Origin of the sequence: Streptomyces sp. NPDC092369 (genome assembly GCF_044755245.1) — a bacterium.
Taxonomy (GTDB): Bacteria; Actinomycetota; Actinomycetes; order Streptomycetales; family Streptomycetaceae; genus Streptomyces.
Window position 1 is genome coordinate 121,882 of record NZ_JBIVQP010000008.1, and the last position, 25,298, is coordinate 147,179.

Consider the following 25,298-nt stretch of genomic DNA (forward strand, 5'->3'; position numbering starts at 1 on the left):
AGGTCAGCGCTCCCCGTACGCGTACCGCCGCACCGCCGCCGGCAGGAACACCGCGATCAGCACCGCGCACCACATCAGTGACCCGGCGACCGGATGTGCGACCGGCCACGCGGCACCCTCGGGCACCGGCGCGTTGCCGAACAGGTCCCGCAGGGCCGTCGTCACCGCGCTGATCGGGTTCCACTCGGCGAGCGTGCGCAGCCAGCCCGGCAGCCCGTCGGTGGGGATGTACGCGTTGGACAGCAGGGGCAGCATGAAGGTCGCGCCGCCCAGCTGCCCCGCGGCCTCCTCGCTGCGGGTGAGCAGCCCGAGGAAGATCCCCACCCAGGTCGTCGCGAACCGGAACAGCAGCAACAGCCCCACGGCGCCCACCGCTTCGAGCGCGCTCCCCTCGATCCGCCAGCCGACCGCATACCCGACCAGCAGGAACGGCCCGGTTCCCGCGGCGGTGACGAGGACGTCCGCGAGGGCCTGTCCCAGCGGTACGGCGGCCCTGCTGATCGGCAGGGTGCGGAAGCGGTCCGCGACGCCCCGATGGGTGTCCTGGGCCGCCTGGAACATGCCGGTCATGATCCCGTTCGCCGCCGTCGCCACCAGCAGTCCCGGCACCAGGAAGGACCGGTACTCCCCGCCCGGCATGGCCAGCGCGCTGCCGAAGACGTAGCCGAAGAACAGCAGCATGCTGATCGGCATCGTCTGGGTCAGGATCAGCAGCCCCGGGTTGTTCCGGATCCGCCGCAACTGGCGGCCCAGCAGGGCCGTTCCGTCGTACGCCAGCACGCTCATGCCACACGCTCCGCGAAGTCGGCGGTCAGCTGCAGGAACACCTCGTCGAGCGTCGGCGGCCGCAGGCTCGCGTCGAGCAACGGCACGCCCGCCGCGTCCAGTTCGCGCACCAGACGCGGCAGGGTGAGCGTCGTGTCCCGCGCGACCGCGCCGACGGCGCCCCGCTCGTGGTCGAACGTCGGTTCAGCACCGGTGAGTTGGTCGAGCACACCGGCCGCCTTCACCAGGACGTCCGGATCGGCGACAACGACCTCGACATAGGTTCCGATGAGCGCCTTGAACTGCGCCGGCGATCCCGTGTGCGCCACCCGCCCCCGGTCCACCAGCGCGATGTCGTCGGCGAGTCGGTCGGCCTCCTCCAGGTACTGCGTGGTGAGCAGCACCGTCGTGCCGTGCCCCGTGAGTTCGCGCACGGCGTCCCACACGAAGGTGCGGCTGGCCGGGTCGAGCCCTGTCGTCGGCTCGTCCAGGAACAGCACCTCCGGGCGGCGCACGAGACTCGCCGCGAGGTCGAGGCGGCGGCGCATCCCGCCCGAGTAGGTGGACGCGGGCCGGTCCGCGGCCTCGCCGAGACCGAACCGGTCGAGCAGCTCGCCCGCCCGGTCGGCCGGTCCTCGCACCCGGTGCAGCCGCGCGAACAGACGCAGGTTCTCGCGCCCCGTGAGGTCGCCGTCGACCGACGCGTACTGCCCGGTGACGCCGATGCTGCGCCGTACCGCCGCGGGCTCCCGGACGAGGTCGTGCCCCGCTATCCGCGCCGAGCCCGCGTCCGGGCGCAGCAGGGTCGTCAGCAGCCGTACGGCCGTGGTCTTGCCCGCCCCGTTGGGTCCGAGGACACCGCAGACCGTTCCCCGGGCGACCGCGAGGTCCAGCCCGCGCACCGCCCGCACCTCGCCGAACCTCTTCTCCAGACCTTCACTAAGTACAGCGTACGTAGTATCCATGGGTTGACCATAGCGCACTACGTACGCTGTACGTAACTACGATGGTGGACGAGGTGATGATCGATGGCGGGCCGAGCGGCCGTACCCGAAGTGATCTGGGCCCGTCCTGAGCGGACGGGCCGGGGGCCGAAGCCCGCGTACAGCCGCGCGGACATCGCGGCGGCGGCGGTGCGGGTCGCCGACGCGGAGGGGCTCGACGGGGCGTCGATGCGGCATGTCGCGGCCGAACTGGGCTGCGGGACCATGTCGCTGTACAACTACGTCCCCCGTAAGGAGGACCTGTACGAGCTGATGGTGGACGCGATCAGCGGCGAGCACGAGCTGTGGGAGCCGACCGGGGACTGGCGGGCCGACATGAAGCGGGTGGCCCACCAGACCCGTTCGCTGATGCACCGTCACCCCTGGCTGCCTCGGCTGATGTCACCGGTGTACGGGTTCAGCCCCAACGCCCTGCGCTACCTGGAGCACTGCCTGGCCTGTCTGGACTCGCGCGAGGACCTGACCTACGGCCTGAAGATGCAGCTGGTCGGCATGCTCAACGGAGTCGTGACGACCTACGTCGCCAACGAGCTGGCCACGGCTGAGCGTTCGCGGTCCCTGCCGTGGTCGCCGGAGCAGGAGAACGAGGTGCGGATGGCGTACCTGTTCGGGCAGGTGGCCACGGGGGCGTATCCGCGGATGGCTGCCGCCTTCGCCGAGGACGCCGGGCCGATTGATCTGGAGGCGGTTTTCGAGCTGGCGTTGGAGAGGGTGCTGGACGCGTTTGCTCCGCGGGGGTGAGGTCGTCCCCCTGGGGTGCCGAATGGCGCCGTCAGATCAGTGCGAACTGTCCCTCGGGGCCTTCCTCGTGGTGGTCCAGGACCGTCGCCGGTCGGCGGGTCGGATCCGGGGGCGGGAGGATGCCCGCCGTGCGCAGTTCCTTCGCCGTGATGGTGTCCGGGACCGCCAACTCCTGCTGCTGATCCCGCACTTCCGCCAACAGGGTCAACACCGTGATGAGTTCCAGGAGTTCGGACGTCCAGTTCTGTTGCCAGCCGGGTGGGCGGATCGCGGCGAGGGTGCCTCGCTCGGCGTCCTCCGCCGTTCGCGCCGTGAACCAGTGCTCCAGGACGCGGACCCCGGGGGCCGTCTCGAAGTCCCAGGCCTCGGGCGGGACCGGCGAGACGCGGCCCTCGTCGAGGTGGAGGGCCTCCTCGTCGCGGTCGTAGTGGACGGTGAGCGGCCGGGCCGGGAGCGGTGCGCGGACGTAGGGGCGGCGACCTCCGGGGAGTTTGGGGCGGTCGCCGTCGCGGAGCAGGAGCCACAGGGCGCGGTGGCCCAACTCCACGCCCCGGGCCCAGAGTTCGGGGTCCCGGGGGAGTGGGACGGTGAGGTCGGGGCGGATCGCCGTCAATGTCCAGGCCAGGAAGTCCACCGGATCGGGGGAGTGGCCGAGGTGTGCGAGCAGACCGGGCGCCAGGTTGGGTTCCGTGCCGCCGGGGCGCCGGTAGAGCGGGCGGATGCGGCCGGGGCGCAGGAGCGGGATGAGCCGGGTCGCCAGCAGGGGTGCGTCCGGCGTCTCCACCACGAACACCTGCCGCTCGTCCGCCACCCGCCACAACTCGGGGCGGGCCGCGTCGATCAGCCGGTGATCGGGGATGAGCCACTGCTCGTCGAACGCGGCGGCCAGTACGCGGACCGGCTCGGCGGACGGGCCGGTGGCGCGGATCAGTTTCTCGGTGCCGCCCGGCTGTCCGGGCAGCTGCCCGACGGCCGTGTGCAGGGTGCGTGAGCGGGTCGGCTCGAACAGGATCTCCCGGTCCGGCCCCTCGGCCTTGACCAGGGCGTCCCAACGCGCCTTCAGGGACGCCGGGTCGGGGCCCGTCGGCCACCCCCGGCCGAGCCGCGGCGGTGCGACGGACCACGGCATCAGGTCCGCCAGCGGCGGAGCGTCGTCGTGCGTCACGCTGGGCATCGTACGACGCGCCGCTGACAGGCGGCTCGGGTCGTCGGGCTCATGTGGCGTCCAGGGTGACGGTGAAGGAGAAGCGGTCGCCCCGGTAGTGGATCACCGCCACGTCCAGGACCCGGCCCGCGCTGTCGTACGTGATGCCCGTGTAGTGCAGGATCGGGCTGAGCAGCGGGACTTGGAGCAGCCGGGCCGTCTCGGGGTCCGCGAGCCGGGCCTCCACGGTGTCGGTGATGCGGCTGATGTCCGCCCCGACGACGTCCCGCAGCACCTTCGTCATCGGCCACCGGACCAGCTCGTCCGGGTCGAAACGGGCGGCCAGTTCGGGACGGACGTGGTTGTGCGCGTGGTTGGTCGGCTCGCCCGTCTTCTCGTCGGCCCGCAGCCGGTGGTAGGTCGCCACCTCGGCCAGGTCGGGGAAGTACTCGGCGAGTTCGGGCGGCACCGGCGAACTGCCGTGCGCCAGCAGCTCGGTGACCATGCCGGACTGCTGGGCCACGATCGCGTCGACCGAGCCCAGCAGCCGAACCGGCGTGCCCCGGCGGGCGGTCGGCTCGATGAAGGTGCCCCGGCGGCGGTGGCGCGTGATCAGGCCCTCGTCCTCCAGCTCCTTCAGCGCCTGCCGCATGGTCAGCACGCTCACCCCGTAGTGCCCCGCCAACTGCTCCTCGGTGGGCAGCCGCAGCGGGTCCTGGGGCGCGCGGCCCAGGATCGAGGCGCGCAGCGACTGCGACACCTGATACCAGAGCGGCAGCTTGCGGTTCAGGACGATCGAGTCCGGGGCGAAGGAGGTCACGGGCTATCCGTACCGGTCGTCCGCGATCAGTGCAATGGGCGGAAGTGCCGCTCCATGCCCTGCCAGACGTCGTCGTAGCGCCGCTGGAGGTGCTCCGCGCGGGCCGCCTGCGGAGTCAGGGTCACCGGCCAGCGCGTCTCGAACATGAACGCGAGGCCGTCGTCCACCTTCTGCGGCTTGAGCTCCGCCGCGCTCGCCCGGTCGAAGGTCTCCCGGTCCGGACCGTGCGCCGACATCATGTTGTGCAGCGAGCCGCCGCCCGGCACGAAGCCCCCCTTTCCGGCCGTCTTGGCGTCGTACGCGCCCTCGATGAGCCCCATGTACTCGCTCATCACGTTCCGGTGGAAGTACGGCGGCCGGAAGGTGTCCTCGCCCACCAGCCAGCGCGGCGCGAACACCACGAAGTCCACGCCGGCCAGACCCGGGGTGTCCGACGGGGACGTCAGCACCGTGAAGATCGACGGGTCGGGATGGTCGTACGAGATCGTCCCGATGACGTTGAAGCGGCGCAGGTCGTAGACGTACGGCACCAGATTGCCGTGCCAGGCGACGACGTCGAGGGGCGAGTGGTCGTAGGTCGCCGTCCAGAGGTTGCCGCAGAACTTGTTGACCACCTCCACCGGGCCCTCGACGTCCTCGTAGGCGGCGACCGGCGCGTGGAAGTCCCGGGCGTTCGCGAGGCCGTTGGCGCCGATCGGGCCGAGGTCGGGGAGGCGGAAGAGGGCGCCGTAGTTCTCGCACACGTAGCCGCGGGCCGACCCGTCGAGCAGCTCCGCGCGGAAGCGGACCCCGCGCGGGATCAGCGCCACCTGCGAGGGCTCCACGTGCAGCAGGCCGAACTCCGTGTGCAGGAGCAGCCCGCCGTGCTCGGGGACGATCAGCAGCTCGCCGTCGGCGTCGCTGAACACGCGGTCCATGGAGGCGTTCGCGTGGTAGAGGTGCACGGCCATGCCGGTGCGCTGGGTGGCGTCGCCGTTGCCGCCCAGGGTCCACAGGCCGGCCAGGAAGTCGGTGCCCTCGGCGGGCGCCGGCACCGGGTCCCAGCGCAGCCGGTTGGGGTCCGGCACGGACTCCGTGAAAGGGGCCGTACGGATCGAGCCGTTGTCCGTGGACGTGAACGCCGGGTGCGCGGCCGAGGGGCGGATGCGGTAGAGCCAGGAGCGGCGGTTGTGGGCGCGCGGCTCGGTGAAGGCCGTACCGCTGAGCTGTTCCGCGTACAGGCCCAGGGGTGCGCGCTGGGGCGAGTTGCGGCCGTCCGGCAGGGCGCCGGGCACGGCTTCGGAGCTGTGTTCGTTGCCGAAGCCGGAGAGGTACGTCAGCCCCTCCGCCGTCTTGCGCGGGTCCCCGGTCATGAGCGCTCCCTTGCGATCTGATTCCTATGTAACACCATAGGAATGCGATTTCGCGGGCGCAAGAGGGCGGTCGGGCGGTCTCGTCCGGGGCGGGCCTCCTCACCAGGGAGGAACCAGAACCAGACTCCAGGGGGATCCGGAGTGTCGGACCGTTGTTCTAGTCTCCCGAGCATGTCGTGGACACGGGGTCTTCTTGCCGCGCTCACGGTCTGTGTCCTGCTGTTGAGCGGATCCGCGGGCTGTGACAGCGGTGCTGCCGACGACGGGAAGAGTGGCGACTCGCCCTCGCCGGTGGGCAAGCTCCTCGACGAGACCGACAAGGAGGGGCGGCACCTGCGCGAGGTGGACGGCAAGGGCGCGCCCGAGGTGGGCATCGAGGTGCAGCCGGACACCGACGACAGCTGGGACGTCCGGCTCACCGTCCAGCACTTCCGCTTCTCCCCGGCCGGTACGAAGGCCCGGGCGGTGGCCGGGCAGGGCTTCGCCTACCTCTTCGTCGACCACCACCTCGTGACCCGCCTGCGCGGCCCGTCCTACCGCCTGCCGGCCGAACTCGTCCCGCGCGGCACCCACCACGTCACCGCCCGGCTGTACGCCGACGACGGCACCGTGTGGGCCGTGGACGGCAAGGCCGTGGAGAGCACCGCCGACATCACCGCGTCGGAGTCGGGGCAGGGGTCGGGGGTGACGCCGGACTCCACCACGAACCCCGCCGCGTTCGGTATGCCGAACGCTGGTCTCCATGCTGGGGGGCGAGCTTCACCGAGCGGCGTCGGAAAGGCATGATGAAGCCCGTGCCCGAAGCGACATCGCTACGCCGTGCGCCGGTACAGCGGCGCAGCGCGGAACGCCTGACCCGGATTCTCGACGCGTGTGCCGACCTTCTCGACGAGGTCGGCTACGACGACCTGAGCACGCGCGCCGTCGCCCAGCGCGCCGGCGTGCCCATCGGCTCCGTCTACCGCTTCTTCGGCAACAAGCGGCAGATGGCCGACGCCCTCGCAGGGCGCAACCTGGAGCGCTTCACCGAGCGCGTCACCGAGCGGCTGAAGACGGCCGGCGGGGAGGCCGCCTCCCGCTCAGGCGGCGGGGGCGGGGGAGGCTGGCGCACCGCGATGGACGCCGTCCTCGATGAGTACCTGGTCATGAAGCGCACCGCGCCCGGCTTCTCCCTCGTCGACTTCGGCAACCAGATCCCGGTCGGCACCCGCCACGCCGAACCCAACCACCGGGTCGCCGACCGCCTCACCGAGATGCTCTCCGGCTACATCGACCGCGAGCCCGACGAGGATCTGCGCCGGACCTTCCTGATCGCCGTGGAGACCGCCGACACCCTGGTCCACCTGGCCTTCCGAATGGCCCCGGACGGCGACGAGAAGATCATCGAGGAGGCGCGGGAGCTGCTGCGGGCGTATCTGTCCCGGGTGCTCGACTAGAGGCCGCGCCGCAGGGACGGCTCGCGGGTTTCCGACCTCACCCCCGAGAGGCCTCCCCTCCGTGCATACCGGTCGGTATGCTCACCGGGACAGGCACCGCTGCCCCCGGGAGGACCCGTGTCCCGCACCGCCCTGCGAATCTGCCCGTTGTGCGAGGCCACCTGCGGGCTGACCCTCACCATCGAGGGCACCCGGGTCACCGGCGCCCGCGGCGATCGCGACGACGTGTTCAGCAAGGGGTTCATCTGCCCCAAGGGCGCCTCCTTCGGCGCCGTCGACGCCGACCCCGACCGGCTGCGCACCCCGCTCGTGCGACGCGACGGCGAGCTGCGCGAGGCCACCTGGGCGGAGGCCTTCGACGCGGTCGCCGCGGGCCTGCGCCCGGTCGTCGAGCGGTACGGCGCGAACTCCGTCGGCGTCGTGCTCGGCAACCCGAACGTGCACACCGTGGCCGGCGGCCTCTACCCGACGGTCCTGCTCGCCGGGCTCGGCACCCGCAGCGTCTTCACCGCGTCCACGGTCGACCAGATGCCCAAGCACGTCTCCAGCGGACTGCTCTTCGGCGACGCCAACGCCATCCCCGTGCCGGACCTCGACCACACCGACCACCTGCTGCTCATCGGCGCCAACCCCCTTGAGTCCAATGGGAGTCTGTGCACCGCCCCCGACTTCCCCGGCAAGCTCAAGGCGCTCAAGGCGCGCGGTGGCACCCTCACCGTGATCGACCCGCGCCGCACCCGCACGGCCAAGCTCGCCGACCGCCACATCGCGATCAGACCCGGCACGGACGCACTGCTCCTCGCGGCGATGGCGTACACCCTCTTCGAGGAAGGCCTGGTGGAACTGGGGGAGTTGGCGCCACACGTCCAGGGCGTCGAGGAACTCCGTTCCGCCGTGGGGGACTTCACCCCCGAGGCGGTCGCCGGGGCCTGTGACGTCGAGGCCCCGCTGATCCGCACCCTGGCCCGCGAACTCGCCGCCGCGCCGACCGCCGCCGTCTACGCCCGGATCGGCAGCTGCACCGTCCCGTACGGCACGCTCGGCAGCTGGCTCGTCGACGTCCTCAACGTCCTCACCGGCAACCTCGACCGCCCCGGCGGCGCCCTCTTCCCGCTCGCGGCCACCGACCGGACTCCGCGCCCCGCCGGGCCCGGCCGCGGCTTCCAGCTCGGCCGCTGGCACTCCCGGGTGAGCGAACACCCCGAGGCCAAGGGCGAGTTGCCGCTCTCCGCGCTCGGCGAGGAGATCGACACCGCGACCCCGGAGGGCGAACCGATCCGCGCCCTCATCGCCGTCGCCGCCAACCCCGTGCTGTCCGCGCCGGACGGCGACCGGCTCGACAAGGCCCTGGACTCCCTGGACTTCATGGTCAGCGTCGACCCGTACCTCAACGAGACCTCGCGCCACGCGCACGTCGTCCTGCCCCCGCCCCCGCCGTCGCAGAGCCCGCACCACGACTTCGCCTTCAACACCCTCGCCGTCCGCAACCAGGTCCGCTACACCCGCCCCGCCGTCCCGCTGGAGCCCGGCCGCATGGCCGAGACCGAGATCCTCGCCCGGCTGATCCTGGCCGCCACGGGCATGCACGGCGCCGACCCCGGGGCCGTCGACGCCATGGTCATCGACCAGACCCTCGGCAAGGCGGTCCGCGACCCCCACTCGCCGGTCCACGGCCGCGACCCGCACGAGCTGGCCGGCCTGCTCGACGGCGACACCGGTCCCGAGCGCCGGATCGACATGATGCTGCGCCTGGGCCCCTACGGCGACGGCTTCGGCGTACGGCCTGACGGCCTCGGCCTGGAGAAGCTGCTCGCGCATCCGCACGGCATCGACCTCGGACCGCTCCGGTCGCGGCTGCCGCAGCCGCTGAAGACCAGGAGCGGCAAGGTCGAGCTGCTGCCGGAGCCGATCGTGGACGATCTGCCACGGCTGCGGCGGGCCCTGCGCGAGCGCCCGGACGGCCTTGTCCTGGTCGGGCGCCGGCACCTGCGCTCCAACAACAGCTGGATGCACAACGTCCCCGCCCTCACCGGCGGCACCAACCGCTGCACCCTGCACATCCACCCCGAGGACGCCGAACGGCTCGGCGTGCGCGACGGGGCACCGGTGCGGGTGAAGGGCGCCGGGGGCGAGGTGACCGCGCCCGCCGAGGTCACCGACGGCGTACGCCGAGGCGTGGTGAGCCTGCCGCACGGCTGGGGGCACAGCCGGGCCGGCACCCGCCTCAGCCACGCCTCCGTGGACCCCGGCGTCAACGTCAACCAGCTCCTCGACGGCAGCCTCCTGGACCCGCTCTCGGGCAACGCGGTCCTCAACGGAGTGCCGGTCGAATGCGCCGCCGTCCTGGCCCTGTGACCTGAGCAAAGCTGTGACCTGCAGTTTTGCGCTTATTGCTCACGCGTCAACGTCTTGTTAACGGCATTTGAACGGACCTAACGTCGTCGGACCGCCGTCTCCGGTGGGAGTTCAAGGGCGAACGTTAGGTATCCACACATGCTGACCATCCTCGGCTTCACCATGATCGCGACCTTCCTGGTCCTGATCATGCTGAAGAAGATGTCGCCGATCGCGGCGCTCGTGCTGATCCCGGCGCTGTTCTGCGTCTTCGTCGGCAAGGGCGCCCACCTCGGCGACTACGTCATCGACGGCGTCACCAGCCTCGCCCCCACCGCGGCGATGCTCATGTTCGCGATCGTCTACTTCGGCGTGATGATCGACGTCGGCCTCTTCGACCCGATCGTTCGCGGGATCCTGAAGTTCTGCAAGGCAGACCCGATGCGGATCGTCGTCGGCACGGCCGTCCTCGCCGCGATCGTCTCCCTCGACGGCGACGGCTCGACCACCTTCATGATCACCGTCTCGGCGATGTACCCGCTCTACAAGCGCCTGAAGATGAGCCTGGTCGTGATGACCGGTGTCGCCGCGATGGCCAACGGCGTGATGAACACGCTCCCTTGGGGCGGCCCGACGGCCCGCGCCGCCACCGCGCTGAAGGTCGACGCCGGCGACATCTTCGTCCCCATGATCCCGGCGCTCGCCGTGGGCCTGGTCTTCGTCATCGCCCTCTCGTACGTCCTCGGACGGCGCGAGCGGAAGCGGCTCGGGGTGCTGACGCTGGACGAGGTGCTGGTCGACGAGAAGACCGTGGAGAGGGTCGGGGAGAAGGTCGGGGAGAAGGTCGGGAGGGAGGTCGAGGAGAAGGAGACCGAGACGGTCCTGGTGGGCGCCGGCTCGGGTGCTGGTGCTGGTGCTGCTGCTGGTGTCGACTCCGGCTCCGGCTCCGGCAAGTTCATCAAGCGCACAGGCGCTGCCGGCTCCGGCACGGACGCCGAACTGCCCGACGAGGACGACGGGTTCCAGGGTCTCGACCCCCACCGGGCCACCCTGCGCCCCAAGCTCTACTGGTTCAACGCGCTGCTCACGGTCACGCTGCTCACCGCCATGATCATGGAGTGGCTGCCGATCCCGGTCCTCTTCCTGCTCGGCGCCGCTCTCGCCCTGACCGTGAACTTCCCCCACATGCCCGACCAGAGGGCCCGCCTCGGCGCCCACGCCGAGAACGTCCTCAACGTCTCCGGCATGGTCTTCGCCGCCGCCGTCTTCACCGGCGTCCTCCAGGGCACCGGCATGGTCGACCACATGGCCACCTGGCTGGTCGACAACATCCCCGACGGCATGGGCCCGCACATGGCCTTCGTCACCGGCGTACTGAGCATCCCGCTCACGTACTTCATGTCCAACGACGGCTTCTACTTCGGCATCGTCCCGGTGCTCGCCGAGGCTGGCAACGCGCACGGCGTCTCGACCCTGGAGATCGCCCGCGCCTCGCTGGTCGGCCAGCCGCTGCACATGTCCAGCCCGTTGGTGCCGGCCGTGTACGTCCTGGTCGGCATGGCGAAGGTCGAGTTCGGCGACCACACCAGGTTCGTGGTCAAGTGGGCGGCCCTGACATCGCTGGTGGTGCTCGGGGCAGGGATCCTGTTCGGGATCATCTGACCCACGTGACGGAGGACGTGACCATGGGGTCCGGCACGAACCGGGGCTGGCTGCTGCGCCTCGTCATCGCCTTCAGCTTCGCGCAGGGGGCGGTGTCGATGGCCCGGCCCGCGGTGTCCTACCGGGCCCTCGCACTCGGCGCGGACGAGCGGGCGATCGGCGTCATCGCGGGCGTGTACGCCCTGCTCCCGCTCTTCGCCGCCGTCCCGCTCGGCCGCCGCACCGACCACGGCCGCTGCGCACCCCTGCTGCCCGTCGGCGTGGTCCTGATCGCCGGCGGCTGCGCGCTGAGCGGACTGGCCAACTCCCTCTGGGCGATGGCGATCTGGAGCGGGGTGATGGGCCTGGGCCACCTCTGCTTCGTGATCGGCGCCCAGTCGCTGGTCGCCCGTCAGTCCGCCCCGCACGAACAGGACCGCAACTTCGGCCACTTCACCATCGGCGCCTCCCTCGGCCAGCTCATCGGCCCCATCGCCGCGGGCGCCCTGATCGGCGGCTCCGACATGGCCCGCACCAGCGCGCTCGCCCTGCTCGTCGCGGGCGCGGGCGCCGCCGTGTCGTTCACGTCGCTGTGGCGCATCGAGGACCGTACGGTCGTCAACTCCCGTACCCAGCAGGGCGATCGCGTGCCCATGCGGAGCATCCTGGGCGCCCGGGGAGTCCCCGCGGGTATCTTCGTCAGCCTCTCCGTGCTGTCCGCGACCGACATCCTCACCGCCTACCTCCCGGTGGTCGGCGAGCACCGGGGCATCGCGCCCTCCGTGATCGGCGTCCTGCTCAGTATCCGGGCGGCGGCCACCATCGCCTGCCGGCTCGTCCTCACCCCGCTGCTCCAACTCCTTGGCAGGGCGGCCCTGTTGACCGCGACCTGCCTGCTGGCGGGCGTGTTGTGCGCGGGCATCGCGCTGCCGTTGCCGGTGTGGGCCATCGGCCTGATGCTCGCGGCCCTGGGCTTCTGCCTGGGCGTGGGCCAGCCGCTGTCCATGACGACGGTCGTCCAGGCCGCCCCCGACGCGGCCCGCTCCACCGCCCTCGCCCTCCGCCTGACCGGCAACCGCCTCGGCCAGGTCGCGGCCCCCGCGGCGGCGGGCCTGGTCGCCGGAGTCGCGGGCGTGGCGGCCCCCTTCGTGATGCTGGGCGGCCTGCTCCTGGTGTCCTCGGCGGTCGCGCTGCGGTCGCCGGGCAAGCCTGCGGAGGCACGAAGGAAGGCCACCGGGGGCCGCCGACCGCAGTCCGCCGTGGGCCGAAAGGGCGATATCTGACGGAGCGTCGGGCGATGCGCCAACGTTCCGTGCGGCGGATGTGAAAGAGAGTCGGATGAAACATGATTTGTATGAAAATCATCTGACTCGGAGGAGCCCGTATGTCCACCACGTCCCCGCCGTCCCGCGGCGGAGCGCGCACCGCAGCCCTCGCCGCCCTGACCCTCGCGGGGAGCGCTCTCCTCGGCTCACCCGCCCTGGCGGCCCCTCCCGGCGACAACGGCGATGTCAAGATCCACCAGGTGGGCACCCTCTTCACCGACCGGAGCAACGAGCCGAAGGTCTGCGACTTCTACCTCGCGGCCTTCGACTTCGACCCGGCCGAGCACGTCACCTGGAGCATCGACCCGCAGTCCAACGGGCCGGGCGCGGGGCCCGGTCACCTCGACGGCGAGATCACCATCGCGACGGACGGCACGGCCCACAGCCTGCCCCTCGGGCTGCCCAACGGGATGTACAAGCTGACCTGGCGGACCGACCTGGGCCACGGCACCGGCAAGCAGAAGGTGTTCAAGGTCGACTGCGCGTCCCCCCAGCCCACGCCCAGCACGCCCGGCGGTCCCGGCGGGCCCCATGGCGGCCCCCCGGCCGGCGGTGGCGGGCTCGCCCGTGACGCCGCGATCGGCCCGGTCGCCGGTGCCGCGGCCGTCGGCCTGGCCGCCGTCGCCGGAACGGTCTGGCTGCGGCTCCGTCGCCGCCCGCATGGCGCGGCGTAGGCATCCGCGCAGGCGCAGGCCCTGGTACCGGACGCGCGCCTACCGCCTGACGCGGACGGTCGTCCTGACCGTCGCGCTCGTGGTGGGCGGCGTCTGGTGGAGCAAGGACCCCCAGGCCGGGGCGCCCGGCGCGGCGACCGCCGCGAACGGCGCCCCGGCCGGCCCCGCCACCGAGGCCGGACCCCGCACCACCGACGCGCGCCCCTCCTCGCCCAGGGTCACCCACGCGCATCCCTCTCCGGTCAGACCTCCCGGGGCGCGCCCCTCCCAGCCTGGGCCCGCCGATGCGCGCTCCTCCCCGTCCAAGCCCACCGGTGCGCACCCTTCGTCGTCCGGACCCACCAGGGCGCGCCCCTCCTCTCCTCGTCCCCGAGCACGTCCCGCCCGGCCCGCACCGCTCCGCCCGCTGCCGCGCTCCCGTCCGACCCGGATCGTCATCCCCTACATCGGCGTCGACGCCGATGTCATCGGCCTCGGGCTCGACCGCGACCGCAGGCTCACCACGCCTCCGGAGAACCACGCCGACCAGGTGGGCTGGTACCGCGGCGGTCCCTCTCCCGGCGAGCAGGGAACCACCGTGCTCGTCGGCCACCTGGACACGGACACCGGCCCCGCCGTCTTCGCCGGCCTGAACGAACTCGACCCCGGCCACCTCGTCGGGATCCGCCGCGCGGACGGGCGTACCGCTGTCTACGTGGTCGACGCGGTGCGGACGTACCAGAAGGCCCACTTCCCCAACGAGGAGGTGTACGGCGCCCGCAGGCGCCCGGAACTCCGGCTGATCACCTGTGGCGGCGCCTTCGACCGCCGTACCGGCTACGCGGGCAACACCGTCGTGTTCGCCCATCTCACCAAGGCCCGCGCACCCCGCGCCGGGCACTGAAGAGGATCGTCCACTTTCTCACGTACTGAACCGGACTTCCCGAAGTCTTCCCCCGGCCGCGCACATTCCGTTAGCTTCCGTGACTCACAGGCCCCGCGCGACCCGCTCGGGGCGTCGGACCGCGGAGCACCAGCGCCTGACGCAGCCCCCGGGGGCACCCGAAATGACACGCGCCATCTCCCTGCTCGACGTGAGCAAGTCCTACACCCGAGGTGTCCGGGTGGTGGACCGGCTGACGTTGGACATCGCGCCGGGTGAGTTCCTCGTCCTGCTCGGGCCCTCCGGCTGCGGAAAGTCCACCGTGCTCAGGATGATCGCCGGTCTGGAGGAGATCACCGAGGGCCGGCTGCTGCTGGACGGACAGCAGTCCAACCACCTGTTCCCGTACGAGCGGAACATGGCGATGGTGTTCCAGAACTTCGCGCTCTACCCGAACATGACGAGCCGCGGCAACATCGGCTTCCCGCTCCGCGTCGAGAACCGGGGTGAGGACCCCGGCCCCCGCGTCGACGCCACCGCCCGCATGCTCGGCATCGAGGACCTCCTCGACCGCTACCCCAGCCAGCTCTCCGGCGGCGAACGCCAGCGCGTCGCCATGGGCCGGGCCATCGCCCGCCACCCCTCCGTCTTCCTGATGGACGAACCGCTCTCCAACCTCGACGCCAAGCTCCGCAACCGCCTACGCGCCGAAATATCCAAGCTGACCCGGGAGTTGGGCGTCACCACGGTCTACGTCACCCACGACCAGGCCGAGGCCATGTCGCTCGGCGACCGGGTCGCCGTGCTGCGCGGCGGGGTGCTCCAGCAGGTGGGCACCCCGCGCTCGGTCTATGCCCTGCCCCGCAACGTCTTCGTCGCCGCCTTCATCGGCACCCCGCGCATCAACCTGCTGCGCGGACTCGTGCGCGCCCCGCTCGACGGCGCGATGACCATCAGCCTCGGCAAGCAGTTCCTGCGGCTGCCCGAACCCCTGTCCCTGGACCACCAGTTGCTGCGCGTGCAGCAAGGGCGCGAGGTGATCGTCGGGCTGCGTTCGGAGGCCGTGCGGATCGCCAAGCGGGAGGCCGCGCGGCCCGGCGAGGTGGTGCTCACCGGTCTCGTGGAGCACGTGGAGTTCCAGGGACACGAGGTCCTCGTCCACTTCAACACCGGCTCCCGGCCCGCCTTCGTGCCCGACCTGGAGGCTCCGCGCCCGGCTCCCCGCCCCTCCAGACGCCGTCGCCGCGAGGGCCAGTCGGTGCTGGGGCGGCTGCGGGACCGGGCGGAAGGTCTGCGCGCCGGCCGGGTCGTGGTCCTGGACGACGACCCCTCGGACCAGGGCGCCGCCCCCGCCGACGGCCGCCTCCCCGGCGACATGGTCGTCCGCACCACCCCCGACATCGACCTCCGCTACGGCATGCAGGTCCCGCTCCTCGTCGACATCGCCCACCTGTTCGTCTTCGACCAGCACGGCGAACGCATCTGCCCGGCCCCGGCCCGCCTGCCGGACTTGGACGAATGACTCCTGGCAGGGAGAGTGCGCGAGCCTTCCGACGGTCCGCCGTCTGGCGCCTGAAAACTAACGTCGCTAGTTTATGAGCCGGACGACGAAGTGGCCCGCCCGGGAGGACGCAGGATGAAGGCACACGACGGCATGTACATCGACGGTGCCTGGCGCCCCGCCGCCGGCCCGGACACGATCGAGGTGGTGAACCCGGTCGACGAGGAGATCGTCGGCAGGGTCCCCGCGGGCACGGCGTACGACGTCGACACGGCCGTACGGGCCGCCCGTGCCGCCCTCCCCGGCTGGGCCGCGACCCCGCCCGCCGAGCGGGCCGCCCGCCTCGCCGCCCTCCGGGACGTGCTGGCCGCCCGCAAGGACGAGATCGCCGAGACGGTCACCGCCGAACTGGGCTCGCCCCTCGCGTTCTCGCAGGCGGTCCACGCGTCCGTGCCGATCGCGGTAGCGGGCTCGTACGCCGAACTGGCCGCGACCCACGCCTTCGAGGAGAAGGCCGGGAACTCCACCGTGCACCTGGAGCCGGTCGGTGTGGTGGGCGCGATCACGCCCTGGAACTACCCCCTGCACCAGATCGTCGCCAAGGTCGCCCCCGCGCTCGCGGCCGGCTGCGCGGTCGTCCTGAAGCCCGCCGAGGACACCCCGCTGACCGCCCAGCTCTTCGCCGAGGCGGTCCACGAGGCGGGCGTCCCCGCGGGCGTCTTCAACCTGGTCACCGGCCTCGGCCCGGTCGCCGGACAGGCCCTCGCCGAGCACCCCGGCGTCGACCTGGTCTCCTTCACCGGCTCCACCGCCGTCGGCCGGCAGATCGGCGCGATCGCGGGCGCCGCCATCAAGAAGGTCGCCCTGGAACTGGGCGGCAAGTCCGCCAACGTCATCCTGCCGAGCGCGGACCTCGCCAAGGCGGTCAACGTCGGTGTCGCCAACGTGATGTCCAACTCGGGCCAGACGTGCAGCGCTTGGACGCGGATGCTGGTGCACCGGGACCAGTACGAGGAAGCGGTGGGTCTGGCCGCCACGGCCGCCGCCAAGTACGGCGAGCGCATCGGCCCGGTCGTGAACGCCAAGCAGCAGGCCCGGGTGCGGAGTTACATCGAGACCGGGATCGCGGAAGGCGCCCGCCTGGTCGCCGGCGGCCCCGAATCACCGCGCGGACAGGGCTACTTCGTCAGCCCGACCGTCTTCGCGGACGTCACCCCGGACATGACCATCGCCCAGGAGGAGATCTTCGGCCCGGTCCTGTCCGTCCTGCGCTACGAGGACGAGGAGGACGCCCTGCGCATCGCCAACGGCACGGTCTACGGCCTCGCGGGCGCCGTCTGGGCCGGCGACGAGGCCGAGGCCGTCGCCTTCGCGCGCCGCATGGAGACCGGGCAGGTCGACATCAACGGCGGCCGCTTCAACCCCCTCGCCCCCTTCGGCGGTTACAAGCAGTCGGGCATCGGCCGTGAACTCGGCACGCACGGCCTGTCCGAGTACCTCCAGACCAAGTCCCTCCAGTTCTGAGGAGAGTTCACGTGGTTCGCGCCGCAGTCCTGCCCGCCGTGGGCGCTCCCCTGGAGATCACGGACATCGACCTTCCCGATCCCGGCCCCGGCCAGGTCCGCATCCGCCTCGCCGCCGCCGGCGTCTGCCACTCCGACCTGTCCCTGTCCGACGGCACCATGCGCGTGCCGGTCCCCGCCGTGCTCGGCCACGAGGGCGCCGGCACGGTCCTGGCCGTCGGCGAGGGCGTCACGCACGTCTCGCCCGGCGCCGAGGTCGTCCTCAACTGGGCTCCGTCCTGCGGTAGTTGCCACGCCTGCTCGCTCGGCGAGGTGTGGCTGTGCGCCAACGCCCTCAACGGCGCCGCCGACGTCTACGCCCACCGCGCGGCCGACGGCTCAGACCTCCACCCCGGCCTGAACGTCGCGGCGTTCGCCGAGGAGACGGTCGTATCCGCCGCGTGTGTCCTGCCCCTCCCGGACGGCATCCCGTTGACCGACGCGGCCCTCCTCGGCTGCGCCGTCCTCACCGGCTACGGAGCCGTCCACCACTCGGCCCGGGTCCGGCAGGGCGAGACGGTGGCGGTGTACGGCGTCGGGGGAGTGGGCCTCGCCGCGCTTCAGGGCGCCCGGATCGCGGGCGCCTCGCGGATCGTGGCCGTCGATGTCTCCCCGGAGAAGGAGGAGTTGGCGCGAGCCGCGGGCGCCACGGACTACGTCCTCGCCTCCGACACCACGGCTCGCGAGATCCGCGCCCTCACCGGCAGACAGGGAGTCGATGTGGCGATCGAGTGCGTGGGCCGCGCCACAACCATCCGCGCCGCCTGGGACTCCACCCGCCGCGGCGGCCGCACCACGGTGGTCGGCATCGGCGGCAAGGACCAGCAGGTCACCTTCAACGCCCTCGAACTATTCCACTGGGGACGGACGTTGACCGGCTGCGTCTACGGCAACTCCGACCCGGCGAAGGACCTGCCGGTCCTGGCCGACCACGTTCGCGCGGGCCGCCTCGACCTGGGCGCGCTGGTCACGGAACGGATCGCTCTGGACGGCATCCCCGCGGCCTTCGAGAACATGCTGGCGGGGAAGGGCGGCCGGGCGCTGGTCACGTTCTGAGGGCGACGGTGGGCCGGTCGCCCTTGGGAGGGCGACCGGACGCCGGTCACTTCTTGACGGACACGTCCTCGGAGGGCGGCTCGGCCGAGACCACCACAGTCGCTCTCGCGCCAGTCGCTCCCGGCTCGGCCGAGACCACATCCGCGCCAGTCGCCCCCGGCTCGGTCACGACCACCGGAGTCACCCCCGCCGCCTCGACCTCCGCCGCCGCGGTCCTCGACCGAGCCCGGGACCGGGACACCGCCACACCCGCCAGACACAGTGCCCCGCCCGCCAGCGTCAGCAGCCCCGGCACCTCGCCGAGCGCCAGCCACGACATCAGGACGACCAGCGCGGGCACCGCGTACGTGGTCGCGCCCATTTTGCTGGCGGTCGTCCGGGCCAGTGCGTACGCCCAGGTCGTGAAGGCGAGGGCGGTCGGGAAGACGCCCAGATACACCATGTTGAGCGTGGCGGAGACGGGCGCGTCGGCCGCCTGCTGGACGAGCTGTCCGGCGAACGGCAGGCAGACCACCGCCCCGATGAGGCACCCGAACGTCGTCACCTGGAGCGCGCTCGCCTGGGCGAGGGCCGGCTTCTGGGCGACGACCCCACCGGCGTACGCGACCGCCGCGAGCAGACACAGCACCACCCCGAGCACGGACGAACCGCCCTGGCCCGACATCGACAGGCCCACGGTCACCGCACCGGCGAACGACACCGCCATCCCCGCCAGCAGCCGCGGCGGCATCGCGTCACCCAGCAGCCGGGAGCCGAGCAGGGCGATGAGGATGGGCCCGATGTTCACGACAAGAGCGGCGGTGCCGGCGTCGACCTGCTGCTCACCCCAGTTCAGGACGACCATGTAGAACCCGAACCACAGCACGCCCGATATCGCGATCCCACGCCACGCGGACCGCGGGGGCAGCCCCTCCCGCCGTACGCCCCACAGGATCCCCAGCGCCACCACCCCACTGAGCAACCGCCCCAGGGCCAGCGCCCCCGGCGAGTAGGCGTCCCCCGCACTGCGGATCGACACGAAGGCGGAGGCCCACAGCACAACGGTGACGACCGCGGCGGCGGCAGCGGTCGCTCCGGCAAGACGAGGTGGCTTCTTCATGCCCCGAGGTTAGGCAGTGACGTGCGTACCCCGCTGGCGGAAATCGGACGCGAGGCTCGCAAGCGGTCCGCGGGTTTCGACTGGGACCGGGTCTAACTGTCCCCGATCGACGCGTACGTCCTGTGCAGCGTCGCGGTGGACCTAAGAATCACAGAGGTCGTGGACGCCCCGAACTGGGTGGTCTGGGCGTACCTACCCAGGGCATACAACAGCACCTCTTGAGGCCGGGGAGCGTATGCCGTAAAGGGGCGCGGGGCTGTATCGATGTTCGGTAGCCGCCCTACCCGGCCCGCCGAACCTCCTCGAACTGCCCCGCCAACCCGTCGAGCAACGCAGTGAGCCCCGTCTCGAACGCCCGCTGATCGATCTTCTCCTGCTGCTCCGCGAGCAAGTGCGCCTGCCCCAGGTGGGGATAGCTGGCCGGGTCGTACGCACTGGCGTCGTCCACGAATCCCCCCGCGAACGACCCCAACGCCGATCCCATGATGAAGTACCGCATCAACGCCCCGATCGACGTCGCCTGCGCCGCCGGCCACCCCGCCGCCACCATCCCCCCGTACACCGCGTCGGCGAGCCGCAGTCCCGCCGGCCGCCGCCCGGGCCCGGTCGCGAGGACGGGCACGATGTTCGGATGGTCGCGCAGCGCACCGCGATAGGACACCGCCCAGTCGTGCAGCGCGGTCCGCCACTCCCGCCCGTCCTCGAACATCGACAGATCCACCTGCGCGCTCACCGAGTCGGCGACCGCTTCGAGGATCTCGTCCTTGGTGCGGAAGTGGTTGTAGAGCGAGGGCCCGCTCACCCCGAGCTCGGCCGCGAGCCGGCGCGTGGAAACGGCCGCGAGGCCCTCCGCGTCCACCAGCGCGCGCGCCGTCTCGACGATCCGGTCGGTGCTGAGGAGGGGCTTGCGCGGTCGGGCCATGGCGCACATAGTAGGGCTGCGATCGGAAACTAGCAGTGCTAATTTAAGTGGACGTCTTCAAGGTCCGTTTCTTTGGGGTGATCTCGTGGTGAACCTGGGGCTCAGCGAGGAGCAGGAGGCCGTTCGGCAGCTCGCGCGGGACTTCGTGGCCCGCGAGATCGCCCCGCACGTCGTCGACTGGGACCGCGCCGAGGAGGTCGACCGGGGAATCGTGAAGAAGCTCGGCGAGGTCGGCTTCCTGGGCCTCACCGTCGACGAGGAGTACGGCGGCTCCGGTGGTGACCACCTCGCGTACTGCCTGGTCACCGAGGAGCTGGGGCGCGGCGACTCGTCCGTGCGCGGGATCGTGTCCGTCTCGCTCGGCCTGGTCGCCAAGTCGGTCGCGGCCTGGGGGAGCGAGGAGCAGAAGCGGCGGTGGCTGCCGGGGCTCACCTCCGGCGAGTACGTCGGCTGCTTCGGCCTGACCGAGCCGGGCACCGGCTCGGACGCCGGCAACCTCACCACCCGGGCGGTCCGTGACGGCGACTACTACGTCATCAACGGCACCAAGATGTTCATCACCAACGGGACCTGGGCCGACGTCGTGCTCCTCTTCGCGCGCTCGACCGATGCCCCAGGACACAAGGGCGTCTCCGCCTTCCTCGTACCGACGGACACCCCCGGTCTCACCCGCCGCACCATCCACGGCAAGCTCGGTCTGCGCGGCCAGGCCACCGCCGAACTGGTCCTCGACGACGTCCGTGTCCCCGCCTCCGCGATGCTCGCTCCCGAGGGCAAGGGTTTCTCGGTCGCGATGTCGGCGCTGGCCAAGGGGCGGATGTCGGTCGCGGCCGGCTGCGTCGGCATCGCCCAGGCCGCGCTGGACGCGGCTCTGCGCTACGCGGGCGAGCGCGAGCAGTTCGGAAAGCCCATCGCGCAGCACCAGTTGGTGCAGGAGCTGATCAGCGACATCGCCCTCGACGTGGACGCGGCCCGGCTGCTGACCTGGCGGGTCGCCGATCTGATCGACCGCGGGCAGCCCTTCGCCGTCGAGTCCTCCAAGGCCAAGCTCTTCGCCTCCGAGGCCGCGGTCCGCGCCGCCAACAACGCCGTCCAGGTCTTCGGCGGCTACGGCTACATCGACGAGTACCCGGTCGGCAAGCTGCTGCGCGACGCCCGCGTGATGACCCTCTACGAGGGCACCAGCCAGATCCAGAAGCTGCTCATCGGCCGGGCGCTGACGGGGATTTCGGCGTTCTGAGTACGTCGGCTGAGTACGCGGACGGATGTGGCGGCGGCCGTATCGCCCGACGCTTGTCCCCATGAGCGAAGCATCGGGCAAACCGCAGAACACGGCCGCCTTCTACGGCCAGGCCGTCGCCTCCTTCTCCGTCGCCATCGCGGCGACCGCCATCGGCATCTTCAAGCTGCAGGCCGACGCCTGGGTGCGGGCCTTCCTCGCGATCGCCGTCCTGTATCTGGTCACCTCCTCCTTCACCCTCGCCAAGGTGATCCGCGACCGGCAGGACGGGGCACGCGCCGCGTACAACCCGTTCGAAAAGCTCTGAGCGGGCAGCCTAAGCGCTCGCTCAGCTTCGGCGGTATGGTGGAGCCCTTGCCATCGAGAGGGGCTTACGAGCAATGAGTACGGCGGAGGAGACGGCCGGCGGCGAGACGCAGGCCTGGGGCGAGGTCACGCCCGACGCGGCCCGGCGGCTGCTGGTCGCCGCCGTGGAGGCCTTCGCCGAGCGCGGGTACCACGCCACGACGACCCGCGACATCGCGGGCCGCGCCGGGATGAGCCCGGCCGCGCTCTACATCCACTACAAGACCAAGGAAGAGCTGCTCCACCGCATCAGCAGGATCGGCCACGAGAAGGCCCTCGACATCCTGCGGACCGCGGCCCGGCGCGAGGGCACCGCGACCGAGCGGCTCGCGGACGCCGTCAGCTCCTTCGTCGGCTGGCACGCCGGCGGACGCACCACCGCGCGGGTCGTGCAGTACGAGCTCGACTCGCTCGGTCCCGAGGCCCGCGCCGAGATCCTCGCGCTGCGCCGGCAGTGCGACGCCGAGGTGCGCGGGATCATCGAGGACGGCATCGACTCCGGCGAGTTCGACGTGCTGGACGTCAAGGGCACGACCCTCGCCGTGCTGTCGCTCTGCATCGACGTGGCCCGCTGGTTCAGCCTCGAAGGCCGCTGGACGCCCGACGAGATCGGCGCGCTCTACGCCGACCTCGTGCTGCGGATGGTGGGCGCGGGCACCCCGAAGTAACCCCCGCCGCCCGCACGCGCCTACAGGTAGTACCGGGACACCGACTCCGCCACGCAGACCGGCTTGTCGCCGCCCTCGCGCTCCACGGTGAAGGCGACGGAGACCTGGACACCGCCGGCCACGTCGTCGACGCCGGTGATCCGGGCGGTGGCCCGCACGCGGGAGCCGACGGGGACCGGGGCGGGGAAACGGACCTTGTTGGTGCCGTAGTTGACGCCCATCGTGACGTTCTCGACCTTGATCAGCTGCGGGCCGAAGAGGGGCAGCAGGGACAGGGTCAGATAGCCGTGCGCGATGGTGGTCCCGAAGGGCCCGGCCGCCGCCTTCTCCGGGTCGACGTGGATCCACTGGTGGTCGCCGGTCGCGTCCGCGAACAGATCGATCCGCTTCTGGTCGATCTCCAGCCAGTCGGTGTACCCCAACTGCTCGTCCACCGCCGCCTTCAGCTCGTCGACGGACGCGAAGATCCTCGGCTCTGCCATGTCCCGGCCTCCCATGCACCTCAAGCTGTACCTCAACGTCTAAGCAACTGCTTAGCATGGTCGGGCGGGGAGGCAATGTCAACGGACCGGGCGCCGGATGGGTGGGTAGGGTTCGAGGAGTGCCTCAGATTCCCGAGAAGATCCACGAGCTCACGGTCGGCCAACTCGCCGCGCGCAGCGGTGCCGCCGTCTCCGCCCTGCACTTCTACGAGTCCAAGGGCCTGATCACCAGCCGCCGCACCACGGGCAACCAGCGCCGCTACCAACGTGACGCGCTGCGCCGGGTCGCCTTCGTACGGGCCGCCCAGCGGGTCGGCATCCCGCTCGCCACGATCCGCGAGGCGCTCGCCGAACTCCCCGAGGAGCGCACGCCCACCCGTGAGGACTGGGCCCGCCTCTCCGAGGCCTGGCGCTCCGAACTCGACGAGCGCATCAGCCAACTCGGCCGCCTGCGCGACCACCTCACCGACTGCATCGCCTGCGGCTGCCTCTCCCTCGACACCTGCGTCCTGTCCAACCCGGACGACGTGGTCGGCGAACGCGGGAACGGATCCCGGCTGATGGTGGAACGCCGGGGGACGCGGACGACGGGCGGGCGACGCCGGGAAGGGGAGGGGAAAGAGGAGTGGGGAGGGGAGCCGACGAGCTGCCGCTGACTCCGGCGTGCACCCCGGCCCTCTTTGCGGGCGCGACCCTCACCCGGCGCGGTACTGGACCAGCCCCGCCGCCACCAACTCCGCGTTGGACCGCGCCCGTTGCCCGTCCGGCAGGACCAGTGTGTCCTCCATGCCGATCCGGGTCGCGAGGCCCAGTCGTCCCGCCAGTCGCAGCACCGGCCAGGCGCCGCCGTCCTCGCCGTGCAGCAGCACCGGGCGGCCGTGCGCGGAACCGAGGTCGGCCAGCAGGGCGCGCGCCGAGGCCTCGGCCGTGCCCGCGTCGGTGTCCGTCACCTCGGCGAGCACGCGCAGCACCTTCGGGCCGAGCGGCGAGGCGGCGAACCGGGCCGCCCCGTCCGTGCCGGACCAGAGGCCGGCCTCGACGCCCACGCCGAGGTCGAGCAGCGCGGCGGCGATCTCCTCCGCGCCCTCCTCGTGCCAGTTCACCGAGGCGTGGTCGGGCAGGGCGGGCAGCGCAGCCCAACTCCGTATGCGGGCGAGCCGAGTTGCCGGGTCGGGTTCCGCCCAGGCGCCCGTGGTCACGCCGACCGGCACCGACACGCGGTGCCGGATCGCGGCCAGTGTGGGCGCGAGCACCCTGGGCGACAGGGAGTCGCCGCCGCACGGGGTCTTGGGGTGGACATGGACGTCCGTCGCTCCGACCACGACGGCCGCCTCCGCGGCCTCACCCATCGCCTCCGGCGACCCCGGCACACCGATCCCGTCGGCGGCTTCCCTGGGTCCGTTCAGACACACCTGCACCATAGGTCGATGGTGCCAGCCACCACTGACAACCGACATGTGGCGGCACTCGGTAGCGGGACGGTCCGGGTCTCATCGGTGATCGACTCGGTGATCGACTGTTTCGGGGGCGCGGCATCCCCGGCGCACCCCCGGTCGAGCTCAGGCCGAGACGAGCAGCAGCCTTCCGCGCCTCGCGTCCGCCAGGGCCTCGGCTGTGAGCACGGGCCGTGGTACGAGGATTCCGCAGTGCGTGCAGACCGGACCGGTGGAGGGCTCGTGGTCCAGGTCGTACTTCCAGGTCAGACGTGCTCCGCCGCAGGCCGGGCAGCCGGAGCCCGGATCGTGTTCGAGTGCGGAGATCAGTCGGCGCAGTACTTCGGCCAGCGGTTCACGGGGGTGGACCCGCGGGTCGTCGCACCACGCGACACCGAAACCTCCCCAGGTCAGTCGGTGCCAGTCGTCGATGCTTCCGGGACTGCGCAGTCCGTCGTGCTTCTCCTTGCGGCGCCGCTCGGCGAAGTCGACCTCGTAGGCCAGCCAGACCGAACGCGCCTCTTCCAGTTCGTCCAGTGCGGCCACGAGCCGCACCGGGTCGGGGGAGCGGTCCTCGGGGTCGAACCCCGCCCGGGAGCACAAATGGTCCCAGGTCGCTCTGTGCCCGTAAGGAGCGAACCGCTCAAGGCACTTGCGAAGTGAGTAGCGCCGCAGTGCGAGATCGCTCCGCGGATCGCGGACCTGTCTCGCCAGACTCCGGAAACCTGCCATCGCCCTGCACCTCCGTCACACCTGCACCTGTACTTCGGTCACTTCGGCGTCGTCGCATGGACGTCGCCGAGTAGACGTATCGACACGCGATTTGGCTCCATCCGATTTCCGATGACCTCCATAAGCAGGGTGGCCAACCAAAACTTGACGCATGTTCATC

25 protein-coding genes are annotated in these 25,298 nt (G+C 71.6%); 15 read left to right on the forward strand and 10 right to left on the reverse strand.

What is annotated here, in order from left to right:
- Positions 1–3: 3 nt before the first annotated feature.
- Together ACIQI8_RS38565 and ACIQI8_RS38570 are read right to left on the reverse strand one after the other, a co-directional pair.
- The gene (locus ACIQI8_RS38565) at positions 4–786 is read right to left on the reverse strand and encodes an ABC transporter permease (RefSeq protein WP_402361676.1); all 783 of its coding nucleotides are present in this window, start codon (positions 784–786) and stop codon (positions 4–6) included.
- Positions 783–1,730 (reverse strand): ATP-binding cassette domain-containing protein, encoded by a 948-nt coding sequence (locus ACIQI8_RS38570; protein WP_402361679.1) that lies wholly within the window; start codon positions 1,728–1,730, stop codon positions 783–785. Before ACIQI8_RS38570 ends, ACIQI8_RS38565 begins: the two co-directional genes overlap by 4 nt.
- Before the next feature lie 63 nt (positions 1,731–1,793).
- On the opposite strand from ACIQI8_RS38570, the gene ACIQI8_RS38575 reads away from it, so the two are divergent.
- Entirely contained in the window at positions 1,794–2,510 is a 717-nt protein-coding gene (locus tag ACIQI8_RS38575) for a TetR/AcrR family transcriptional regulator (protein WP_402361682.1), read from the forward strand.
- Between the two features lie 31 nt (positions 2,511–2,541).
- Here ACIQI8_RS38575 and ACIQI8_RS38580 read toward each other — a convergent pair whose 3' ends face one another.
- From ACIQI8_RS38580 to hmgA, 3 genes are read right to left on the reverse strand one after another with little or no spacing between them, the layout of a single operon-like run.
- Entirely contained in the window at positions 2,542–3,684 is a 1,143-nt protein-coding gene (locus ACIQI8_RS38580; protein ID WP_402361685.1) for a type ISP restriction/modification enzyme, read from the reverse strand.
- Positions 3,685–3,724: 40 nt separating this feature from the next.
- The gene (locus ACIQI8_RS38585) at positions 3,725–4,474 is read right to left on the reverse strand and encodes a GntR family transcriptional regulator (RefSeq protein WP_402361688.1); all 750 of its coding nucleotides are present in this window, start codon (positions 4,472–4,474) and stop codon (positions 3,725–3,727) included.
- A 26-nt stretch (positions 4,475–4,500) separates the two neighbouring features.
- Positions 4,501–5,826 carry a homogentisate 1,2-dioxygenase gene (hmgA, locus tag ACIQI8_RS38590; protein WP_402361691.1) on the reverse strand — a complete coding sequence of 442 codons (1,326 nt, stop codon included), beginning with the start codon at positions 5,824–5,826 and terminating at the stop codon, positions 4,501–4,503.
- A gap of 171 nt (positions 5,827–5,997) precedes the next feature.
- Here hmgA and ACIQI8_RS38595 point away from each other — a divergent pair, with 171 nt between their 5' ends.
- The 10 genes from ACIQI8_RS38595 (at position 5,998) to ACIQI8_RS38640 (ending at position 18,217) form a co-directional block, all read left to right on the forward strand.
- Positions 5,998–6,612: a hypothetical protein gene (locus tag ACIQI8_RS38595; RefSeq protein ID WP_402361694.1), complete on the forward strand. Its 615-nt coding sequence runs from the start codon at positions 5,998–6,000 to the stop codon at positions 6,610–6,612.
- Entirely contained in the window at positions 6,612–7,262 is a 651-nt protein-coding gene (locus ACIQI8_RS38600; protein WP_402362768.1) for a TetR family transcriptional regulator, read from the forward strand. Before ACIQI8_RS38595 ends, ACIQI8_RS38600 begins: the two co-directional genes overlap by 1 nt.
- 117 nt (positions 7,263–7,379) lie before the next feature.
- The gene (locus ACIQI8_RS38605; protein WP_402361697.1) at positions 7,380–9,617 is read left to right on the forward strand and encodes a molybdopterin oxidoreductase family protein; all 2,238 of its coding nucleotides are present in this window, start codon (positions 7,380–7,382) and stop codon (positions 9,615–9,617) included.
- 138 nt (positions 9,618–9,755) lie between these two features.
- Positions 9,756–11,258 (forward strand): CitMHS family transporter, encoded by a 1,503-nt coding sequence (locus ACIQI8_RS38610; protein ID WP_402361700.1) that lies wholly within the window; start codon positions 9,756–9,758, stop codon positions 11,256–11,258.
- Positions 11,259–11,281: 23 nt separating this feature from the next.
- Entirely contained in the window at positions 11,282–12,520 is a 1,239-nt protein-coding gene (locus ACIQI8_RS38615) for an MFS transporter (protein WP_402362771.1), read from the forward strand.
- 101 nt (positions 12,521–12,621) lie between these two features.
- A complete protein-coding gene (locus ACIQI8_RS38620) occupies positions 12,622–13,236 on the forward strand; it encodes a hypothetical protein (RefSeq protein WP_402361702.1) in 615 nt (204 codons plus the stop codon).
- Positions 13,223–14,119: a class F sortase gene (locus ACIQI8_RS38625; RefSeq protein ID WP_402361705.1), complete on the forward strand. Its 897-nt coding sequence runs from the start codon at positions 13,223–13,225 to the stop codon at positions 14,117–14,119. Before ACIQI8_RS38620 ends, ACIQI8_RS38625 begins: the two co-directional genes overlap by 14 nt.
- 163 nt (positions 14,120–14,282) lie before the next feature.
- The gene (locus ACIQI8_RS38630) at positions 14,283–15,620 is read left to right on the forward strand and encodes an ABC transporter ATP-binding protein (RefSeq protein ID WP_402361708.1); all 1,338 of its coding nucleotides are present in this window, start codon (positions 14,283–14,285) and stop codon (positions 15,618–15,620) included.
- Positions 15,621–15,734: 114 nt separating this feature from the next.
- Positions 15,735–17,123: an aldehyde dehydrogenase family protein gene (locus tag ACIQI8_RS38635; protein WP_402361711.1), complete on the forward strand. Its 1,389-nt coding sequence runs from the start codon at positions 15,735–15,737 to the stop codon at positions 17,121–17,123.
- Positions 17,124–17,134: 11 nt separating this feature from the next.
- Positions 17,135–18,217, forward strand: a complete 1,083-nt coding sequence (locus tag ACIQI8_RS38640) for a Zn-dependent alcohol dehydrogenase (protein WP_402361713.1) — start codon at positions 17,135–17,137, stop codon at positions 18,215–18,217.
- Between the two features lie 46 nt (positions 18,218–18,263).
- Here ACIQI8_RS38640 and ACIQI8_RS38645 read toward each other — a convergent pair whose 3' ends face one another.
- Together ACIQI8_RS38645 and ACIQI8_RS38650 are read right to left on the reverse strand one after the other, a co-directional pair.
- Positions 18,264–19,316, reverse strand: a complete 1,053-nt coding sequence (locus ACIQI8_RS38645) for a DMT family transporter (RefSeq protein WP_402361716.1) — start codon at positions 19,314–19,316, stop codon at positions 18,264–18,266.
- A 280-nt stretch (positions 19,317–19,596) separates the two neighbouring features.
- Positions 19,597–20,238 carry a TetR/AcrR family transcriptional regulator gene (locus ACIQI8_RS38650; RefSeq protein WP_402361719.1) on the reverse strand — a complete coding sequence of 214 codons (642 nt, stop codon included), beginning with the start codon at positions 20,236–20,238 and terminating at the stop codon, positions 19,597–19,599.
- 88 nt (positions 20,239–20,326) lie between these two features.
- Here ACIQI8_RS38650 and ACIQI8_RS38655 point away from each other — a divergent pair, with 88 nt between their 5' ends.
- The 3 genes from ACIQI8_RS38655 (at position 20,327) to ACIQI8_RS38665 (ending at position 22,491) form a co-directional block, all read left to right on the forward strand.
- Positions 20,327–21,478, forward strand: a complete 1,152-nt coding sequence (locus ACIQI8_RS38655) for an acyl-CoA dehydrogenase family protein (RefSeq protein ID WP_402362774.1) — start codon at positions 20,327–20,329, stop codon at positions 21,476–21,478.
- Positions 21,479–21,539: 61 nt separating this feature from the next.
- Entirely contained in the window at positions 21,540–21,785 is a 246-nt protein-coding gene (locus ACIQI8_RS38660) for a YiaA/YiaB family inner membrane protein (RefSeq protein WP_402361722.1), read from the forward strand.
- 73 nt (positions 21,786–21,858) lie between these two features.
- Positions 21,859–22,491: a TetR/AcrR family transcriptional regulator gene (locus ACIQI8_RS38665; RefSeq protein WP_402361725.1), complete on the forward strand. Its 633-nt coding sequence runs from the start codon at positions 21,859–21,861 to the stop codon at positions 22,489–22,491.
- Between the two features lie 20 nt (positions 22,492–22,511).
- On the opposite strand, the gene ACIQI8_RS38670 is transcribed toward ACIQI8_RS38665, so the two are convergent.
- A complete protein-coding gene (locus tag ACIQI8_RS38670) occupies positions 22,512–22,973 on the reverse strand; it encodes a MaoC family dehydratase (RefSeq protein ID WP_402361728.1) in 462 nt (153 codons plus the stop codon).
- Positions 22,974–23,092: 119 nt separating this feature from the next.
- On the opposite strand from ACIQI8_RS38670, the gene soxR reads away from it, so the two are divergent.
- Entirely contained in the window at positions 23,093–23,629 is a 537-nt protein-coding gene (gene soxR / locus ACIQI8_RS38675) for a redox-sensitive transcriptional activator SoxR (RefSeq protein WP_402361731.1), read from the forward strand.
- Positions 23,630–23,668: 39 nt separating this feature from the next.
- Here the strand turns inward: soxR and ACIQI8_RS38680 are convergent, their stop codons facing one another.
- Complete coding sequence (locus tag ACIQI8_RS38680) at positions 23,669–24,394, reverse strand: 3-keto-5-aminohexanoate cleavage protein (protein ID WP_402361734.1); 726 nt, start codon at positions 24,392–24,394, stop codon at positions 23,669–23,671.
- A gap of 138 nt (positions 24,395–24,532) precedes the next feature.
- A complete protein-coding gene (locus ACIQI8_RS38685) occupies positions 24,533–25,138 on the reverse strand; it encodes a hypothetical protein (RefSeq protein ID WP_402361737.1) in 606 nt (201 codons plus the stop codon).
- Between the last annotated feature and the right edge of the window lie 160 nt (positions 25,139–25,298).

Coding starts and splice junctions, on each gene's coding strand:
- ACIQI8_RS38575 (WP_402361682.1), top strand. CDS start 1,794: ATGGCGGGCCGAGCGGCCGTACCCGAAGTGATCTGGGCCCGTCCTGAG.
- ACIQI8_RS38595 (WP_402361694.1), top strand. CDS start 5,998: ATGTCGTGGACACGGGGTCTTCTTGCCGCGCTCACGGTCTGTGTCCTG.
- ACIQI8_RS38670 (WP_402361728.1), bottom strand. CDS start 22,973: ATGGCAGAGCCGAGGATCTTCGCGTCCGTCGACGAGCTGAAGGCGGCG.
- ACIQI8_RS38660 (WP_402361722.1), top strand. CDS start 21,540: ATGAGCGAAGCATCGGGCAAACCGCAGAACACGGCCGCCTTCTACGGC.
- ACIQI8_RS38615 (WP_402362771.1), top strand. CDS start 11,282: ATGGGGTCCGGCACGAACCGGGGCTGGCTGCTGCGCCTCGTCATCGCC.
- ACIQI8_RS38630 (WP_402361708.1), top strand. CDS start 14,283: ATGACACGCGCCATCTCCCTGCTCGACGTGAGCAAGTCCTACACCCGA.
- ACIQI8_RS38645 (WP_402361716.1), bottom strand. CDS start 19,316: ATGAAGAAGCCACCTCGTCTTGCCGGAGCGACCGCTGCCGCCGCCGCG.
- ACIQI8_RS38685 (WP_402361737.1), bottom strand. CDS start 25,138: ATGGCAGGTTTCCGGAGTCTGGCGAGACAGGTCCGCGATCCGCGGAGC.
- hmgA (WP_402361691.1), bottom strand. CDS start 5,826: ATGACCGGGGACCCGCGCAAGACGGCGGAGGGGCTGACGTACCTCTCC.
- ACIQI8_RS38680 (WP_402361734.1), bottom strand. CDS start 24,394: ATGGTGCAGGTGTGTCTGAACGGACCCAGGGAAGCCGCCGACGGGATC.
- ACIQI8_RS38665 (WP_402361725.1), top strand. CDS start 21,859: ATGAGTACGGCGGAGGAGACGGCCGGCGGCGAGACGCAGGCCTGGGGC.
- ACIQI8_RS38650 (WP_402361719.1), bottom strand. CDS start 20,238: ATGGCCCGACCGCGCAAGCCCCTCCTCAGCACCGACCGGATCGTCGAG.
- ACIQI8_RS38600 (WP_402362768.1), top strand. CDS start 6,612: ATGAAGCCCGTGCCCGAAGCGACATCGCTACGCCGTGCGCCGGTACAG.
- ACIQI8_RS38565 (WP_402361676.1), bottom strand. CDS start 786: ATGAGCGTGCTGGCGTACGACGGAACGGCCCTGCTGGGCCGCCAGTTG.
- ACIQI8_RS38570 (WP_402361679.1), bottom strand. CDS start 1,730: ATGGATACTACGTACGCTGTACTTAGTGAAGGTCTGGAGAAGAGGTTC.
- ACIQI8_RS38620 (WP_402361702.1), top strand. CDS start 12,622: ATGTCCACCACGTCCCCGCCGTCCCGCGGCGGAGCGCGCACCGCAGCC.
- ACIQI8_RS38580 (WP_402361685.1), bottom strand. CDS start 3,684: ATGCCCAGCGTGACGCACGACGACGCTCCGCCGCTGGCGGACCTGATG.
- ACIQI8_RS38635 (WP_402361711.1), top strand. CDS start 15,735: ATGAAGGCACACGACGGCATGTACATCGACGGTGCCTGGCGCCCCGCC.
- ACIQI8_RS38625 (WP_402361705.1), top strand. CDS start 13,223: ATGGCGCGGCGTAGGCATCCGCGCAGGCGCAGGCCCTGGTACCGGACG.
- ACIQI8_RS38610 (WP_402361700.1), top strand. CDS start 9,756: ATGCTGACCATCCTCGGCTTCACCATGATCGCGACCTTCCTGGTCCTG.